The following is a 14,958-nucleotide window of genomic DNA, read 5'->3' as shown; positions in this document are numbered from 1 at the left end:
CCCTCCCCGGGCGTCGCGGACCGCACCAGTGTGCCCGTGATCGGCGCCGTACGGAGGCCCCCGATCCGGGGGGGGGCGGGCTCAGCCGGCGTCGGGCAGGGCGGGGCCGAGGAGGTCGTCGGCGTCGACGATCCGGTAGGCGTAGCCCTGTTCGGCGAGGAAACGCTGCCGGTGCGCGGCGTAGTCGGTGTCCACGGTGTCGCGGGACACCACCGAGTAGAAGTGCGCCTGGCGGCCGTCGTTCTTCGGGCGCAGCAGGCGTCCGAGCCGCTGGGCCTCCTCCTGCCGGGACCCGAACGTGCCGCTGACCTGCACCGCGATCGTCGCCTCGGGCAGGTCGATGGAGAAGTTCGCGACCTTCGAGACGACCAGCGTCGCGATCTCGCCGCGGCGGAACGCGTCGAACAGCTTCTCCCGCTCCTTGTTGCGGGTGGAGCCCTGGATGACCGGGGCACCGAGCTTCTCCCCCAGCGCGTCGAGCTGCTCCAGGTAGGCCCCGATGACGAGCGTCTGCTCCCCGGAGTGCCGGTCGAGGATCGCCTGCACGACGTTGAGCTTGGTGTTCGCCGTCGACGCCGTCCGGTAGCGCTCCTCGGAGTCCGCCGTCGCGTAGGACATGCGCTCGGCGTCGGTCAGCGTGACCCGCACCTCGATGCACTCGGCGGGCGCGATCCAGCCCTGCGCCTCGATGTCGCGCCACGGGGCGTCGTAGCGCTTCGGGCCGATCAGGGAGAACACGTCGCCCTCGCGGCCGTCCTCACGGACCAGGGTCGCGGTGAGGCCGAGCCTGCGGCGGGACTGCAGGTCCGCCGTCATCCGGAAGACCGGCGCCGGGAGGAGGTGCACCTCGTCGTAGACGACCAGGCCCCAGTCCCGGGAGTCGAACAGCTCCAGGTGCTTGTACTCGCCCTTGGTCTTGCGGGTGACGACCTGGTACGTGGCGATGGTGACCGGGCGGATCTCCTTCTTCTCGCCCGAGTACTCGCCGATCTCCTCCTCGGTCAGCGACGTCCGCGCGATCAGCTCGCGCTTCCACTGCCGCCCGGAGACGGTGTTGGTCACCAGGATCAGGGTCGTCGCGCCCGCCTTGGCCATCGCGGCCGCACCGACGAGGGTCTTGCCCGCGCCGCAGGGCAGCACGACCACCCCGGAGCCGCCCTCCCAGAACCCCTCGACCGCGTGGCGCTGGTAGTCCCGCAGCGTCCAGCCGTCCTGCTCCAGCTCGATGGGGTGGGCCTCGCCGTCGACGTACCCGGCGAGGTCCTCGGCGGGCCAGCCGACCTTGAGCAGTGCCTGCTTGAGGTGCCCGCGCTCGGACGGGTGCACGACGACGGTGTCGTCGTCGAGCCGCGCGCCCAGCATCGGGCTGATCTTCTTCTGCCGGAGGATCTCCTCCAGCACGGCGCGGTCCAGCGCGGTGAGGACGAGGCCGTGCGCGGGGTGGTTGGACAGCTGCAGCCGCCCGTAGCGCCCCATCGTGTCGACGACGTCGACCAGGAGCGGCTGCGGGACCGGGTAGCGGGCCCAGCGGACCAGCGCGTCGACGACCTGCTCGGCGTCGTGCCCGGCGGCGCGCGCGTTCCAGAGGGCCAGCGGGGTGACCCGGTAGGTGTGGACGTGTTCGGGTGCCCGCTCCAGCTCGGCGAAGGGCGCGATGGCGGCACGGGCCGCCGCGGAGTCGGGGTGGTCGACCTCGAGCAGCAGTGTCTTGTCGGACTGGACGATCAGGGGGCCGTCGGTCACGGAACGAATCCTCTCGAGGCCGGGGGACGGAGCTGTACGGGTCCGCCGGACGCCGAGCGGAGACGAGCGGTCGGCGTGTGTCACGTCACGTGACCATGAGGCAACCGGCCCTACGCCACTCGGGAGACGAGGGTTCCGGGGGCTAGACTCGGCAGCCGTCCGTCACGCACAGACGGGACCCGGCACGATCATATCCGTCCGACTCCCCCGGGACGCGGCAACCGCCGCCCCGTGTCGGTCGTGGTGTGGTCGAGCGGTTCCCGTCGTGACCCCGAAAGGCGCACCGGACCAGCTGATGCTCCCCGACCTCGTGCCCGCCGCGCCGCCCGTCCCCGGACCGGAGACCGACAGGGAGATCTCGCCGTGACCACCGTGACCAGCACGGAACGCCCGAGCACGTGGTCGGAGCGACTCGACCCGCGGAACTGGAGCCTGGTCGCCAAGCTGGCGGTCGTCGGTCTGGTGCCCACGGTCCTCGCCCTGTCCATCGGCGCCGTCCGCGTCGTCGACCAGGCCAACGTGGCCGAGGAGCTCGGCCGCGGCAGCGGCCTGGTCGACGTGCACCGCCAGATCGAGACGCTGACCGGCGCACTGCAGACCGAGCGCGACGCCGCGGTCCGCTTCGTGGCGGGGAACCGGCTCGGTGACCGGGCCGCCGTCGACCGGGCGCAGGCCACGACCGACCAGGCGCTGCAGGCCTCCACGGCGGGGCTCGACGCCGCCGAGCAGCAGGCCCCCGACCTGGCCACGGCCCGCCGGCAGGCGGACACCACGCTGGGTCAGCTGCCGGTCATCCGGTCGCAGGTCGCCGAGGGGCCGACCGCGGCCGCCGACCTCACCGGCCGCTACACCGCGGTCGTCCAGCGCACGCTGGGGCTGGACCGGGCGCTGGTGGGGCGGCTGCAGACCGCCGACACGGCCGGTCTGACCACGGCGATCGCCGCCGGGTCGAGCGCCCGCGAGGCCCTGCAGCTCGAGCGCACCGTGATCGGTGGCGCGCTCGCCGCGGGGACGCTGGAGGAGCAGCAGCGCGCGCAGGTCACCGGGGCCGAGGCCTCGTTCCAGGCCGCGGCCGGTGACTTCCAGTCGTCGCTGACCCCGGAGCAGGCCGAGTCCTTCGGGAACTTCGGCGCGGGCCAGGCGAACGGCGAGCGCAACGCGCTGCGCGACCAGGCACTCTCGGTCCCGCCGGGGGTCGCGCCGCCGGTCGACCCGAACGCGTGGGACGCCGCCGTCGACCGGTCCGTCACCGCGGTGGACCAGTCCACCGCCGCCGCCGAGCAGGCGTTCGTCGACGGCCGGGCCGCGGCCGCCGAGCAGGCGGGCAACACCGCGGGCCTCAACTCCGTGCTGCTGATGCTCACGATCCTGCTGACCGCGGGCATCATCCTGCTGCTGGGCCGTCAGATGGTCCGTTCGCTGCGTCTGCTGCGCAGCTCGGCGCTCGAGGTCGCGGAGCAGAAGCTGCCCGCGGCGGTGCAGAGCATGCGCTCCGGGCAGGCACCGAACGCGCTCGTCGAGCCGGTCCCGCTGGACAGCCGCGACGAGATCGGCCAGGTGGCGCGGGCGTTCGACGCCGTGCACGGCCAGGCGATCCGCCTCGCCGCCGACCAGGCCGCGCTGCAGCAGAACGTCAACTCGATGTTCGTCAACCTCTCCCGCCGTTCGCAGGCGCTCGTCGAGCGCCAGCTGCAGCTGATCGAACAGCTGGAGAGCAACGAGCAGGACCCGGACCAGCTGTCGAACCTGTTCCAGCTGGACCACCTCGCGACACGTATGCGCCGCAACAGCGAGAACCTGCTGGTCCTCGCGGGCACCGACCTGGCGAAGCGGAACGTTGCGCCGGTGCAGGTCGTCGACGTCCTGCGGGCCGCGGTGTCGGAGGTCGAGCAGTACCAGCGGGTCGTCGTGCAGACCCCGCCGAACGCGACGATCGCCGGTCGCGCCGCGAACGACCTCGTCCACCTGCTCGCCGAGCTGCTGGACAACGCGACGAACTTCTCGCCGCCGGACTCGCAGGTCGTCATGTCGACGACCCGCACAGCCGACGAGTCGCTGCTGGTCGAGATCTCCGACCGCGGTGTCGGCATGACCGACTCCGAGCTGGTCGACGCCAACCAGCGTCTGTCCGGCCCGGCCGAGGTCGACGTGTCGGCCTCCCGGCGGATGGGCCTGTTCGTGGTCGGCCGGCTGGCCGCACGGCACCGCGTCGGCGTCCGGCTCGCCTCGGCGGCCGTCGGCGGCGGCTCGGGTGGGCTGAGCGCCTCGGTGACCGTCCCGCCGCAGCTGGTGCCCTCCGCGCAGCTGCCCGAACAGCGCAGCGACGGCGACCCGGGCAGCTGGGGCGGCGTGCCGCCCCAGGGTGGCGGGCAGCAGGCCCCGCAGCCGGCCCCGGCGCTGACCGGCGGCGGAGCGCCCGACGGACCCCGGCCGGACTCCCAGGTCGCGGTGAACGGGAACGGTCGCGGTGGGTCGCTGCCGTCGATGGTCGCGGGCTCCGACGGCCCGATGACCCCGACCTTCGAGGCCGGCACGCCCTCGTCCACGACCGCGCGCAACGGCTCGGCCTCGAGCCTGCCGACGCGCCGTCCGGGGTCGTCGCTGACGAAGAACGCGGCCCCCGGCGACGCCGGCGAGCAGACCGCCGACGGGTCGGCCCCGACCCTGAACGGGTCCGCTCCGCAGGGTCTGTCGGCCTTCGCGCCGTCGCAGGACGGCGCACGCGACGGGCGGACCCCGGCCGACGTCTTCACCCCGGCCGACGAGGCCGGCTCCGGCCCCGCCGACGGCGACGCCCCGCACGGCGCCGAGGCGTTCCGGGGCACCGGCCCGGCCCCGTCCGGCGACGGTGACCGCCCGTCCGACGACACGGGCACCGGCGCCGGATCCCTCACGGACACCGAGGAGACCGAGGCCGCGGTCCCCGCCGAGGGAACCGACCACACCGACACCGACGGTGACGCGGACCGCTCCGGCGGCACCGCAGCCCCGTCGGCCGCGGCCGCGCTCGGGCTGGCGGGTGCCGCTGCGGCGGCCGCCGCGGCCCGGGCCCGCGCCGACCGCGACATGGACGACACCGTCGTCCTGGACCGGGCGATCGGTGACGGCCCCGAGGACCACCGGCGGACCCCGGCCGGCGACGAGGGCTCCGGGAAGACCGACGCCGACGCCGTCACCGAGGACGGTCCGGACGGGACCGACCCGGACACCGACGGCTCCGTGGACTCCCGGGCCACCGACGGGGACACCGACCGGGACACCGATGGGACCGCCCCGGAGGAGACACCGCTCGCGGCCCGGACGAACGGCATCGCGCCGTTCCCTCCGGCCCCGGGCGACCGCACCGACGCCCGCAGGACCGACGGTCACGCCCACGACGGGACCGGAGCCGCGGACGCGGCCGGCACCGACGTGAGCGCCCCGTCCGGCCACACCCCGTCCGACGACACCGACGTCGACGCCACCGGGGTCGACGCCACCGGTGCGGGCAGCACCGCGACCGACCCCGCCGAGGACGACACCACCGGCACGGCCGCGTCCACGGACGCCCCCGGGACCGGCGCCGACGGCGACCGTCCCGCGGACACCGCGTCCGTGGACGGCGCAGCCGCGGACAACGGCTCCGGGGAAACCGGATCCGGGGACGGCGGCTCCGCCGGTACCGAACCCGAGACCGCGGCACTCCCGACGATCCGCCCGTCCGGCCGTACACCGATGGGCGGGCCGCTCCCGGCCCGCACCAACGGGTCCCGTCCCTCCCCGTCGCGACGCCCGGTCATGCCGGCCCGCGGCGCCGGACCGGCGCTGCCCACCCGTGGGCCCGGCCGCCAGGGCCCGCCCCCGGCACTGGCCCGCGGACCGCAGCAGCCCGCCCCCCAGCAGGCGCAGCCGGTCCAGCAGGCGCCGCACCCGGAGGCTCCGCAGGAGCGTCCGGTGCAGCAGGCGCCGGGCCGGCAGGCGCCCGCACCGCTGCCGAAGCGGGAGGGTGGCCGGGCCGCGGGCCCGGCGGGCCTGGCCGCGAACGCCGCCGGTTCCTCGCAGGACGCGCTGTTCGCACCGAAGGTGCCCGTCGAGGGCGACCGGGGTCAGCTCCGGCGCCCCGGGGCGGTCGAGTCGGCCCGGGCCCAGACCGGGTTCGACATGGGTCAGACCACCCCGATCTTCGACGACATCGCCTCGGCCTGGTTCCGCTCGAACCGCTCGGTGCCGGTCCGCTGGCAGGACGGCGCCGGCCCGAACGACGGCGCCCCGGCGGGTGCCGCGGCACCCGCGGCCGACGCCCCGGCGCCCCCGTCGGGCTTCGCCTCCCCCGCCGACGACGTCTGGCGTCAGGCCCGCGAGGCCACCGACGGCGACGAGTCGGAGACCGCCGGTGACGACCTGACGACCGCCGGACTGCCCAAGCGACGCCCGCGGGCGCGACTGCTCCCGGGCAGTGCGGCAGGATCGACCGTGCTCAGCCCCGCTCCGGCGGAGCCGAGGGACGCCGAGAGCGTCCGTGGCCGTCTCGCCAGCTACCAGCAGGGCGTGCGTCAGGGCCGGGAGAGCGCCTCCGGTGTCCGCCGCAACGCACTGGCCGGCACGACGGACACGGTCGACGGCGACTCCGAGCAGCACGACCCGCAGGACCAGCACGACCGGCAGGGCACCCGTGCCCCGCAGGACACCACCGCGACCGGCACCCCCGAGCCCGCCGCGGACCGACCGAACTCGTCCGACCCCGAGGAGAACCAGTGAGGGCACCGCAGGCACAGCCGAGCCAGAGCCGTTTCGGCTGGCTGGTCACCAACTTCGCGGAGCGCGTCCCGGGTGTCGCGCACGCCATCGTGGTGTCGACCGACGGGCTGCTGCTGACCGCATCCGACCGGCTGCCGCGCGACCGGGCCGACCAGCTCGCCGCCGTCGCATCCGGTCTGGTCAGCCTGACCCAGGGCGCCGCGCGCTGCTTCGACGCCGGTGGCGTCGTGCAGACCGTCGTCGAGATGGACCGCGGGATCGTGCTGCTCATGTCGATCAGCGACGGCTCCTGCCTGGCCGTGCTCGCCTCGCCGAGCTGCGACATCGGCCTCGTCGGCTACGAGATGACGCTGCTGGTCGACCGGGTCGGCCAGCTGCTCACCCCGGAGCTGCGCGCCGAGCTGCAGGGTTCGTTCGGGCCCTGAGGCCGCGACTCCGGACCCTCAGGACGCGTTACCGTCATGCACCCCATCCCAGGATCGACCAGAGCGGGTGAGATCCGATGACCCAGGACCCGGGCGGACACGGCCCCGAGCCGACGTTCGCCGACGTCATGAACGGGTTCAGCCTGGACTCCAAGCGCAAGCCGAAGAAGCGCCGATGGGGGCGCAACCGTCCGGAGGACGACGTCGAGCCGGAGGTCGCGGCCCCCGGGCGCCCGGTCCCATCGCCGAACCCGGCCGAGGTGACCGGCCCCCTCGGCGGATCGGCGGCCTACGGGCTGCCGCCCACCCCGGACGAGCTGGAGGCCCAGCGGACCGGTGACCGGCCGGACCGGCCGTCGCCGTACCCGGCACAGAACACGGGGCCCGGCCCCGCGCACGACCCAGTGGCAGCGCCGCCGCCGGTGCCCCCGTCCGCGGGTGGCGCCGCCTTCGTCCGGCCCTACGCCTGGACGCGGGGACGGACCAAGTCGGGCTACGAGCTGGCCGTCGAGACCCTGGTCTCGGTCAGCAACCGAGCCCGCAGCCAGCTGGAACGGCTGCCGATGGAGCACCGCTCCGTCGCCGACCTGCTGCTCGAGCAGACCCGCTCGGTGGCCGAGGTCGCGGCGCTGCTGTCGCTCCCCCTGGGCGTGGCCCGGGTGCTGCTCGGGGACATGGCCTCGAACGGCACGGTGACCGTTCACCAGACCGCGAGCACCCCCGGCAACGCGCCGGACCTCGCGCTGATGGAAAGGGTGTTGAGTGGACTCCGTCGGCTCTAGGCCACAGCCGCCCCAGCCCGCGGCCGGGATGGCCCGTGCCGCGACGATGTCGGCCAAGATCGTGGTGGCCGGTGGGTTCGGCGTCGGGAAGACCACCTTCGTCGGATCGGTCTCGGAGATCATGCCGCTGACCACCGAGGCGGTGATGACCGAGGCGAGCGCGTCGCACGACGACCTCTCCGCCACCCCCAACAAGCGGTCCACGACCGTCGCGATGGACTTCGGTCGCGTCTCGCTGGACACCGACCTGGTGCTCTACCTGTTCGGAACGCCGGGCCAGCAGCGGTTCTGGTTCATGTGGGACGACCTGGTCCGCGGCGCGATCGGCGCCGTCGTCCTCGTCGACACCCGGCGCCTGGCCGACTCCTTCGCCGCGATCGACTTCTTCGAGGACCGTGGCCTGCCCTACGTCGTCGGGGTCAACGCCTTCGACGGGCAGCTGCAGCACACCCTCGATGACGTGCGCGAGGCGATGTCGATCGACCCGGCCGTCCCGATGGTCGTGTGCGACGCCCGGCACCGGCAGTCGACCAAGGAGACCCTGATCGCGCTGGTGCAGCACGCGATGCACCAGCGGATGGCCGCCGGCGCGCGCTGACCCGTACCCGACCGACCCGGACACCGCGGCGGCGCCGGCACATCGTGTGCCGGCGCCGCCGCGGTACCGCGTCCGGGGCTAGTCGCGTCCGGCCGGCTGCTCCGATCCGGCGTCCACCGGGGCGATCGAGGTGATCCGGTGCAGCTGGATGCGGCGCAGCTCGCCGTCGAGCGCGTCACGGCCCTCCACGTACCCGCCGCCGACCGAGACCGGCGCGAGCACCCGGTCCCCGGCGACGCCGTGCGCGTCGACGTAGCCGATCCACACGGTCCGGCCCTCGCGCACCGCCTCCTGCAGCGAGGCCAGGTTCCCGGTCGCGCCGGTGAGTTCACGCCGCCCGGCGACACTGTCGCGTACCCCGGCCAGGCGGTCCCCCGCCCGCAGCCGCTCGACGAGTTCCTCGGCCCGGTCCGTCGGGGACCGGTCGACGACCCGGCCGGCGTCCCGGGTGCCGCGACGCAGCCGCGGCTCGGTGCGCCGCCCCTTCGGCCCGAGGTCGACGACGGCGCCGACCGCGTCCTCCGCGGCCGGGCTGAAGCCGGCCGCCCGCAGCCCGTCGAGCACCTCGGCCAGCGGCAGCGAGCTGACCACGACGGTCGGGGCGATCCGGCGCAGCCCCAGCTCCTCGGCCGCGGAGTGCGCGAGCACCTCGGACAGGAGCACCTCGTCGTCGGAGCGCAGGAAGCAGCTGACCGCGCCGCCGCGCAGCCTGCCGTGCCGGCGGGCGACGTCGTCCACGAGATAGGTCAGGGTCTGCGGGACCGGGGTGCGGGAACGGGCCTCGAGGATCTCGCGGACGTCGTCGGCGGTGCGGCCGGTGTCCAGCGCCCGGCGCAGGCTGCGCTCGGTGAAGCGGTACACCGTGGCGCCGCCCGCGGACTCGACCTCGGCCAGGATCGCGAGCTCGTGCGCGAGGTCCGCCGACAGCCGCCCGGGTGCGACGGCGGTCAGGTCGGCCTGGAGCAGGATCTCCTCCACCGGGGTGGGCAGCGCCGCGTGCAGCGTCGCGGCCAGCTCGGTGGGGTGCCGGGTGGGGTGCGCCGGGTCCGGGCGCAGGGCCGGGTCGAGCAGCACCCGCCCGGCCGTGGTGAGCGCGTCGAGGGCGACCACGCCGATCGCGGTGGCCTCGGCGACGGTCCAGCCGACCGTCTCGTCGCGCAGCCGTCCGCCGCGGCGCGGGGCGTGCCAGGCCAGCAGCCGCGCCAGGTCCTCCGGCGACCCCACCGAGGTGCCGGGCGAGAGGTCGGCGAGCGCGTCCAGGACCCGACGGCGGTCCCGGGCGGCCGGGGGACGGCGCGGCCCGTCGGACAGGGCGGTGATCGGCTTGCCGGTCTCGTCGCGGCGCCCCACCAGCCCGGGCAGGCGCGGCAGCTCCAGCCAGGCCTGGGCCAGCACCGCCCAGCGGGACTCCTCCGGGCCGGTCCCCCAGACGTCCCACGTGGTGGTCGGCAGCCACTCGGGTGCCACCGACTCGGTCGCTCCGACCAGGTCCGCGGCGTGCAGGATCTCCAGGACCAGCGCGGCGGTCGGCTCGTCGGTGTCGGCCGCCTTCGCCGCACGCTTGAGCTCGCGCACGCCGAACCCGCCCGAGCGCAGCACCGGCACCGACTCCCGCGCCAGCCACTCCAGCAGCAGGTCGGTGCGACGCAGGAACTCCAGCGCGGCCCCCGCGCCGGTGCCGTCGACCAGCGGGGTCTCCCGCACGCGCAGCGGGACGTCCGGCCGGGACAGGTCCAGCGACCCCATCGGACGGTCGCCGCGCAGGGCGAGCGCGACCTGGCGGGGCAGCTCGACGGTGTCGGCGTCGCGGCGCGTGAGCAGTCCCTTCTCGACGAGTGACCCGACCGGCCCGGTCGAGCCGTTCGCGTTGCGGGAGCGGCCGACCGGCGGGCCCTGGGCGAGCACCTCGAGGACCTTGCGCTCGTCGTCGCCCACCCCGGCGAGCAGCGTGTCGAGCTCGGGTCCCGCCGCCGCACCGGTGGCGGGGGCGCCGAGCCCGGCGGGCCACGGCCCGACGACGTCGGCGGCCGCAGGGACCAGCGACACCGCGTCGTCCGGGCCCCAGGCCAGCGCGCGGTCGCGCAGCGCGGCGAGTCCCTCGGCGACGGTGGCCGCGTCGACGTCGGCGCCGAGCCAGCCGCGCAGGCCCGCGCCGGGCGTCGTCGCGTCGGCCGGGGTCCGCCAGGCCGACGCCAGCACCAGCGCGTCCAGCACGGTCAGCGCGACGGTGCCCAGGTCCTCGCAGGCGCGCTGCACCGACGCCCGGATCGAGGCGCGGGTCGCGAGCACGGTGAGGTCGCCGGGGGGCGGGACGGCGAGGTCCGGACGCGCGCGCAGCAGCGCGGCGAGGAACCCGTCGTCCTGCCCGCGCAACCACTCGACCAGGGACGTCTGCATCATCGCCAGGGTAGTCGGACGATCGCGGGCGCACCGGGGCGGACAGCCGCGCCCGCGTCCGCGATACTGGGCACAGGAGACTGCCGCGGTCCCGCCCGGGACCGGACGACGACGCTGGAGGACGCGATGGCCGCCAAGCCCGCGAAGCAGGACCGGATCCACCCGGAGTGGCCGCACTCCGACGAGGGCGACCACCCGGTCACCGAGCTCCTGGGCAGCGTCCAGGGAAACATGTCGCCGTTCGGCGACATCGAGTTCCCGGTCGCCAGCGTGCCCTACGAGCACCCGGTCACCGAGATCAACCGCTGACCGTGGTCGCCGGCCTGTTGCTCGCGGGCGGCGCCGGGCGCCGCATGGGCACCCCGAAGGCGCTGGTCCGACTGCACGGTGAGCCGCTCGCGGTGCGGGCGGTGAAGGCGCTGCAGGCGGGTGGGTGCGGCCCGGTCACCGTCGTGCTCGGCGCCCGCGCCGACGACGTCACCGACGTGCTGCGCGGCGCCGGCCTCGGCACCGACGGCAGTGACGTCGGTGTCGTGGTCGCCGAGGACTGGGACGAGGGCATGGGCGCGTCGCTGCGGCGCGGGCTCGGGTCGCTGACCCACCTGCCCGGCACCGGCGCGGCGCTGGTGCACCTGGTCGACCTGCCGGGCATCGGGCCGGAGGCGATCCGCCGGGTCGTCGACGGCGCCGGGCCGTCGTCGCTGCGGCGCGCCGCGTTCGACGGCGTCCCCGGGCACCCGGTCCTGCTCGGCCGGGACCACTGGTCCGGGGTCGTCGCGCTGTCCTCCGGGGACTCCGGCGCCCGTGACTACCTGGCGGGCCGCTCCGACGTGGAGCTGGTCGAGTGCGGCGACGTCGCCGTCCCGGACGACGTCGACACCCCCGGGCAGCTGCGCCGCCTCGCCGGTACCTGAACCACCGCACCGGCCCCGACACACGTGCGCCCCGGTCCCTCGCGGAGGGACCGGGGCGTCGTCGTGCCGGGATCAGGTGTTGATGACCTGGCCGGGGGTGATCAGGTGCCCGGCACCGAGGCCCGGGTTCTTGGACAGCAGGTCCTTCCAGTTCGCGATGCCGTGCGCGGCCGCGATCTGTCCCAGCGTGTCGCCGGACTTCACCGTGTAGGTGCCGCCGGACGACGCCGCGGGGGCGCTGGCCTTCACACGCTCCGGGGCCCGGGTGCCGGAGTCGGTCTCCAGGGTCCGCGGCGTGGCGGACCCGGACGCGCCGGTCTTGGACGAGCACGACGGCCAGGCGTTCCAGCCCTGGGCGGCCAGGACCTTCTCGGCGACGGCGATCTGCTGGGCCCGGGTGGCCTGGTGCGCCGACGTGGCGTACTCGCCGCCGCCATAGGCCTTCCAGGTGCTCGGGCTGAACTGCAGGCCGCCGTAGTACCCGTTGCCGGTGTTCGCGGCCCAGTTCCCGGTGCTCTCGCAGTGTGCGAGGGAGTCCCAGGTGGAGTCGGTGGCGGCGTTCGCGGTGCCCACGACCGCCAGCATCGGGGCGCCGAGGACGGCACCGGCGACGGCGGTCCGGGCGATCGTGCGGCCGGCGGTGCTCGGTTTGCGGTGTTTCCCACGGTAACGAGGCATGGCTGGCTCTCCCGCGTGACGCGTCCCGAACCGCACCCGGGGAATGGGTGCCCGTTCCGGCGGCCGGGGGAGCGGCCACCGATCCGTCTGTCGATCGGCCCTGTCCCACACCGATACCTCGGGGGCCGGTGGACCGCCGGACAGGGAGCGTTGCGGCACCGGAGCCCGGCCGCATGGGGGAGTCGGCCGAGCCGGGATCGAAGGTAGGTCACGTCAGGACGACGCGAAAGTCGACGGCGACACGGCGTGGCGTCGGACGTACCGGACACATGATGTTCGGGCAATGCGTTTGCGCAGGTGACGAGCCCCGATCACGAACGAGAAACGTTCGTGCAAACAGTGCGATCGGTTCCACAAACGTGATACAGATCACAGCGACTGGGCCATCCGGGGGCCCCGGCCCGTGCACACGGAGTGGCGGGGGCCGCCCTACCGGCGCCCCCCGTACTGTCGGGGTCGTGACCACCGAGCACAACCGGCCCGGCCCCGCGCTCAGCCACGTCGACGACGCCGGGGCGGCCCGGATGGTCGACGTCTCCGACAAGCCGCCCGGCCGCCGCGCCGCCGTCGCGACCGGGACCGTGCACACCACGGCCGAGGTCGTGCACCTGCTGGAGACCGACGGCCTCCCCAAGGGCGACGCGCTCGCCACCGCCCGCATCGCCGGGATCATGGGCGCCAAGCGCACCCCGGACCTCGTCCCGCTCTGCCACCCGATCGCGATCAGCGGGGTGACGCTGGACCTGACCCCGGCCACCGACGGCGACGCCGGCCGGGTCGCCATCCGCGCCGAGGTCCGCACCACCGACCGCACCGGGGTGGAGATGGAGGCGCTGACCGCGGTCGCCGTCGCCGGGCTCACCCTGCACGACATGATCAAGGCCGTGGACCCGGCCGCCGTGCTCGACGCCGTGCGCGTCGAGCGCAAGGAGGGCGGCAAGACCGGGCTGTGGGAGCGCGGGGCATGACCGCCGCGCGCACCGCCCGGGTCGTCACCGCGTCCAACCGGGCCGCGGCGGGCGTCTACACCGACCGCGGCGGGCCGCCGATCGTCGCCTGGCTGCGCGAGCGCGGCTACGACACCCCGGACCCGGTCGTCGTGCCGGACGGCGAGCCGGTCGGGCAGGCACTGCGGACGGCCGTCGCCGACGGGGTCGCGGTCGTCGTCACCACCGGGGGCACCGGCATCTCCCCCACCGACGCCACCCCCGAGGTCACCCGGGCCGTGCTCGACCACGAGATCCCGGGCCTGGCGGACGCGATCCGCCGCGCCGGGGAGGAGAAGGTGCCCACCGCAGTGCTCTCCCGCGGCCTGGCCGGGGTCGCGGGCCGCACCCTGATCGTCAACCTGCCCGGCTCCCCGGGCGGAGTGAAGGACGGCCTCGGCGTGCTCGCCGGGGTCCTCGACCACGCGGTCGACCAGCTGCACGGAGGAGACCACCGATGACCGATCCCGCGACCACGCGGACCGCGACGGTCCTGCGTGCGGCCGTCGGCGAGGAGCCGCTCGACGTCGACGAGCACGCCCGCCTGGTCGAGCACGCCGCGGCCGGCGCGGTCGTCACCTTCGCCGGCGTCGTGCGCGACCACGACGGCGGGAAGTCGGTGCACGGGCTGGAGTACAGCGCGCACCCGACGGCCGCCCGGATCGTCACCGAGGTCGCCGAGCAGGTGGCCGCACGCTCCCCCGGCGTCCGGGCGCTCGCGGTCAGCCACCGGGTCGGCCCGCTCGACATCGGCGAGGTCGCCCTCGCCTGCGCCGTCGCCGCCGAGCACCGCCGTGAGGCGTTCACCGCCTGCGCCGAGCTCGTCGACGAGGTGAAGCGGCTGCTGCCGGTCTGGAAGCACCAGCGGTTCGCCGACGGCTCCGACGAGTGGGTCAACTCGACCTGAGCCCGGCCGCGCACCCCCGGAACGACGGAACGGCCCGGGTCCGCCTCCCCGCGAGGGGGGAGGAGGACCCGGGCCGTCGTCCGCCGGGGCGGGTGCTGGGGACACCGCGCACCCCGTGTCGTCCGTCCCGGATGGCGGTCCGGGGACGGTCGTCGGGATCAGCCGAGGTTCAGGACCTGGCCGACGCTGATCACGTTCACGTTGCCGATGCCGTTCGCGGCGGCCAGCGCGGCGACGGAGGTGCCGTTCGCGGCGGCGATCTTCCCGAGGGTGTCGCCCGACTTCACCGTGTAACCGCCGGCGGCCGGGGCGGCCGCCTTCTTCTTCGGCGCCGAGGCGGCCGGGGCCGACGCCTTCACACGCTTGCTGGTGTCGGCCGAGTGACCGGTGATGCCCAGCTTCTTCGAGCAGGACGGCCAGGCGCCCCAGCCCTGAGCGGCCAGCACCTTCTCGGCGACGGCGATCTGCTCGGCGCGGCTCGCGTTGTACGCCGAGCCCTGGCCGCCGTAGGCGGACCAGGTGGACGGCGAGAACTGCAGCCCACCGTGGTACCCGTTACCCGTGTTGATCGACCAGTTCCCGCCGCTCTCGCACTCGGCGAGCTGGTCCCAGACGCTGTCCGGGGCGGCGTTGGCGGTACCGGCGATCGCAGCCGTCGCGCCGACCGCGACGACACCCGCCGCAGCCATGCGCAGGAGACTTCGGCCCTTGGGTCCCTTGGTCATTGTTCCGCTCCCACCGCGCCGTCCCGAGGACACGCACACTCCGCGCAGGAGGTCCCCAGGGCACAG

At 75.2% G+C, this 14,958-nt stretch carries 13 protein-coding genes; 9 read left to right on the top strand and 4 right to left on the bottom strand.

Annotation, left to right across the window (positions count from 1 at the left end; genetic code table 11):
* Window positions 1-81: 81 nt before the first annotated feature.
* A complete protein-coding gene (locus DMP15_RS05025) occupies window positions 82-1,743 on the bottom strand; it encodes a DNA repair helicase XPB (protein ID WP_073576665.1) in 1,662 nt (553 codons plus the stop codon).
* A gap of 363 nt (window positions 1,744-2,106) precedes the next feature.
* On the opposite strand from DMP15_RS05025, the gene DMP15_RS05020 reads away from it, so the two are divergent.
* The 4 genes from DMP15_RS05020 (at window position 2,107) to DMP15_RS05005 (ending at window position 8,285) form a co-directional block, all read left to right on the top strand.
* On the top strand, window positions 2,107-6,480 hold the full coding sequence (locus DMP15_RS05020; protein WP_073576666.1) for a nitrate- and nitrite sensing domain-containing protein: 4,374 nt from the start codon (window positions 2,107-2,109) through the stop codon (window positions 6,478-6,480).
* Complete coding sequence (locus tag DMP15_RS05015; RefSeq protein ID WP_020623626.1) at window positions 6,477-6,905, top strand: roadblock/LC7 domain-containing protein; 429 nt, start codon at window positions 6,477-6,479, stop codon at window positions 6,903-6,905. Before DMP15_RS05020 ends, DMP15_RS05015 begins: the two co-directional genes overlap by 4 nt.
* A 77-nt stretch (window positions 6,906-6,982) precedes the next feature.
* On the top strand, window positions 6,983-7,687 hold the full coding sequence (locus tag DMP15_RS05010) for a DUF742 domain-containing protein (RefSeq protein ID WP_202416244.1): 705 nt from the start codon (window positions 6,983-6,985) through the stop codon (window positions 7,685-7,687).
* Between the two features lie 28 nt (window positions 7,688-7,715).
* Complete coding sequence (locus DMP15_RS05005; protein WP_100878854.1) at window positions 7,716-8,285, top strand: GTP-binding protein; 570 nt, start codon at window positions 7,716-7,718, stop codon at window positions 8,283-8,285.
* A 78-nt stretch (window positions 8,286-8,363) separates the two neighbouring features.
* On the opposite strand, the gene DMP15_RS05000 is transcribed toward DMP15_RS05005, so the two are convergent.
* Window positions 8,364-10,682 (bottom strand): helicase-associated domain-containing protein, encoded by a 2,319-nt coding sequence (locus DMP15_RS05000; protein WP_337825498.1) that lies wholly within the window; start codon window positions 10,680-10,682, stop codon window positions 8,364-8,366.
* 126 nt (window positions 10,683-10,808) lie between these two features.
* Here DMP15_RS05000 and DMP15_RS04995 point away from each other — a divergent pair, with 126 nt between their 5' ends.
* Together DMP15_RS04995 and DMP15_RS04990 are read left to right on the top strand one after the other, a co-directional pair.
* Window positions 10,809-10,991, top strand: a complete 183-nt coding sequence (locus DMP15_RS04995) for a hypothetical protein (protein WP_073576669.1) — start codon at window positions 10,809-10,811, stop codon at window positions 10,989-10,991.
* Window positions 10,992-10,993: 2 nt separating this feature from the next.
* Complete coding sequence (locus tag DMP15_RS04990) at window positions 10,994-11,596, top strand: nucleotidyltransferase family protein (RefSeq protein ID WP_073576670.1); 603 nt, start codon at window positions 10,994-10,996, stop codon at window positions 11,594-11,596.
* A gap of 72 nt (window positions 11,597-11,668) precedes the next feature.
* Here DMP15_RS04990 and DMP15_RS04985 read toward each other — a convergent pair whose 3' ends face one another.
* Complete coding sequence (locus tag DMP15_RS04985; RefSeq protein WP_073576671.1) at window positions 11,669-12,274, bottom strand: LysM peptidoglycan-binding domain-containing protein; 606 nt, start codon at window positions 12,272-12,274, stop codon at window positions 11,669-11,671.
* A gap of 458 nt (window positions 12,275-12,732) precedes the next feature.
* On the opposite strand from DMP15_RS04985, the gene moaC reads away from it, so the two are divergent.
* From moaC to DMP15_RS04970, 3 genes are read left to right on the top strand one after another with little or no spacing between them, the layout of a single operon-like run.
* Window positions 12,733-13,242 carry a cyclic pyranopterin monophosphate synthase MoaC gene (gene moaC, locus DMP15_RS04980; protein WP_073576672.1) on the top strand — a complete coding sequence of 170 codons (510 nt, stop codon included), beginning with the start codon at window positions 12,733-12,735 and terminating at the stop codon, window positions 13,240-13,242.
* Entirely contained in the window at window positions 13,239-13,721 is a 483-nt protein-coding gene (locus DMP15_RS04975) for a MogA/MoaB family molybdenum cofactor biosynthesis protein (RefSeq protein ID WP_073576673.1), read from the top strand. Before moaC ends, DMP15_RS04975 begins: the two co-directional genes overlap by 4 nt.
* A complete protein-coding gene (locus DMP15_RS04970; protein ID WP_073576674.1) occupies window positions 13,718-14,167 on the top strand; it encodes a molybdenum cofactor biosynthesis protein MoaE in 450 nt (149 codons plus the stop codon). Before DMP15_RS04975 ends, DMP15_RS04970 begins: the two co-directional genes overlap by 4 nt.
* Window positions 14,168-14,325: 158 nt before the next feature.
* On the opposite strand, the gene DMP15_RS04965 is transcribed toward DMP15_RS04970, so the two are convergent.
* The gene (locus DMP15_RS04965; RefSeq protein WP_237453539.1) at window positions 14,326-14,856 is read right to left on the bottom strand and encodes a LysM peptidoglycan-binding domain-containing protein; all 531 of its coding nucleotides are present in this window, start codon (window positions 14,854-14,856) and stop codon (window positions 14,326-14,328) included.
* Between the last annotated feature and the right edge of the window lie 102 nt (window positions 14,857-14,958).

This window comes from Pseudonocardia sp. UM4_GMWB1, from assembly GCF_017312155.1.
GTDB classification, from domain to species: Bacteria; Actinomycetota; Actinomycetes; order Mycobacteriales; family Pseudonocardiaceae; genus Pseudonocardia; species Pseudonocardia alni.
Note: the sequence above shows the minus strand (reverse complement) of the source record. Positions and strands in the feature narration are given on the sequence as shown.

What these genes read in the sequence shown, in the direction of transcription:
- DMP15_RS04985 (WP_073576671.1), bottom strand. Translation starts at nt 12,274, where the DNA reads ATGCCTCGTTACCGTGGGAAACACCGCAAACCGAGCACCGCCGGCCGC.
- DMP15_RS05010 (WP_202416244.1), top strand. Translation starts at nt 6,983, where the DNA reads ATGACCCAGGACCCGGGCGGACACGGCCCCGAGCCGACGTTCGCCGAC.
- DMP15_RS04965 (WP_237453539.1), bottom strand. Translation starts at nt 14,856, where the DNA reads ATGGCTGCGGCGGGTGTCGTCGCGGTCGGCGCGACGGCTGCGATCGCC.
- DMP15_RS04995 (WP_073576669.1), top strand. Translation starts at nt 10,809, where the DNA reads ATGGCCGCCAAGCCCGCGAAGCAGGACCGGATCCACCCGGAGTGGCCG.
- DMP15_RS04970 (WP_073576674.1), top strand. Translation starts at nt 13,718, where the DNA reads ATGACCGATCCCGCGACCACGCGGACCGCGACGGTCCTGCGTGCGGCC.
- DMP15_RS04975 (WP_073576673.1), top strand. Translation starts at nt 13,239, where the DNA reads ATGACCGCCGCGCGCACCGCCCGGGTCGTCACCGCGTCCAACCGGGCC.
- DMP15_RS05005 (WP_100878854.1), top strand. Translation starts at nt 7,716, where the DNA reads ATGGCCCGTGCCGCGACGATGTCGGCCAAGATCGTGGTGGCCGGTGGG.
- DMP15_RS05000 (WP_337825498.1), bottom strand. Translation starts at nt 10,682, where the DNA reads ATGCAGACGTCCCTGGTCGAGTGGTTGCGCGGGCAGGACGACGGGTTC.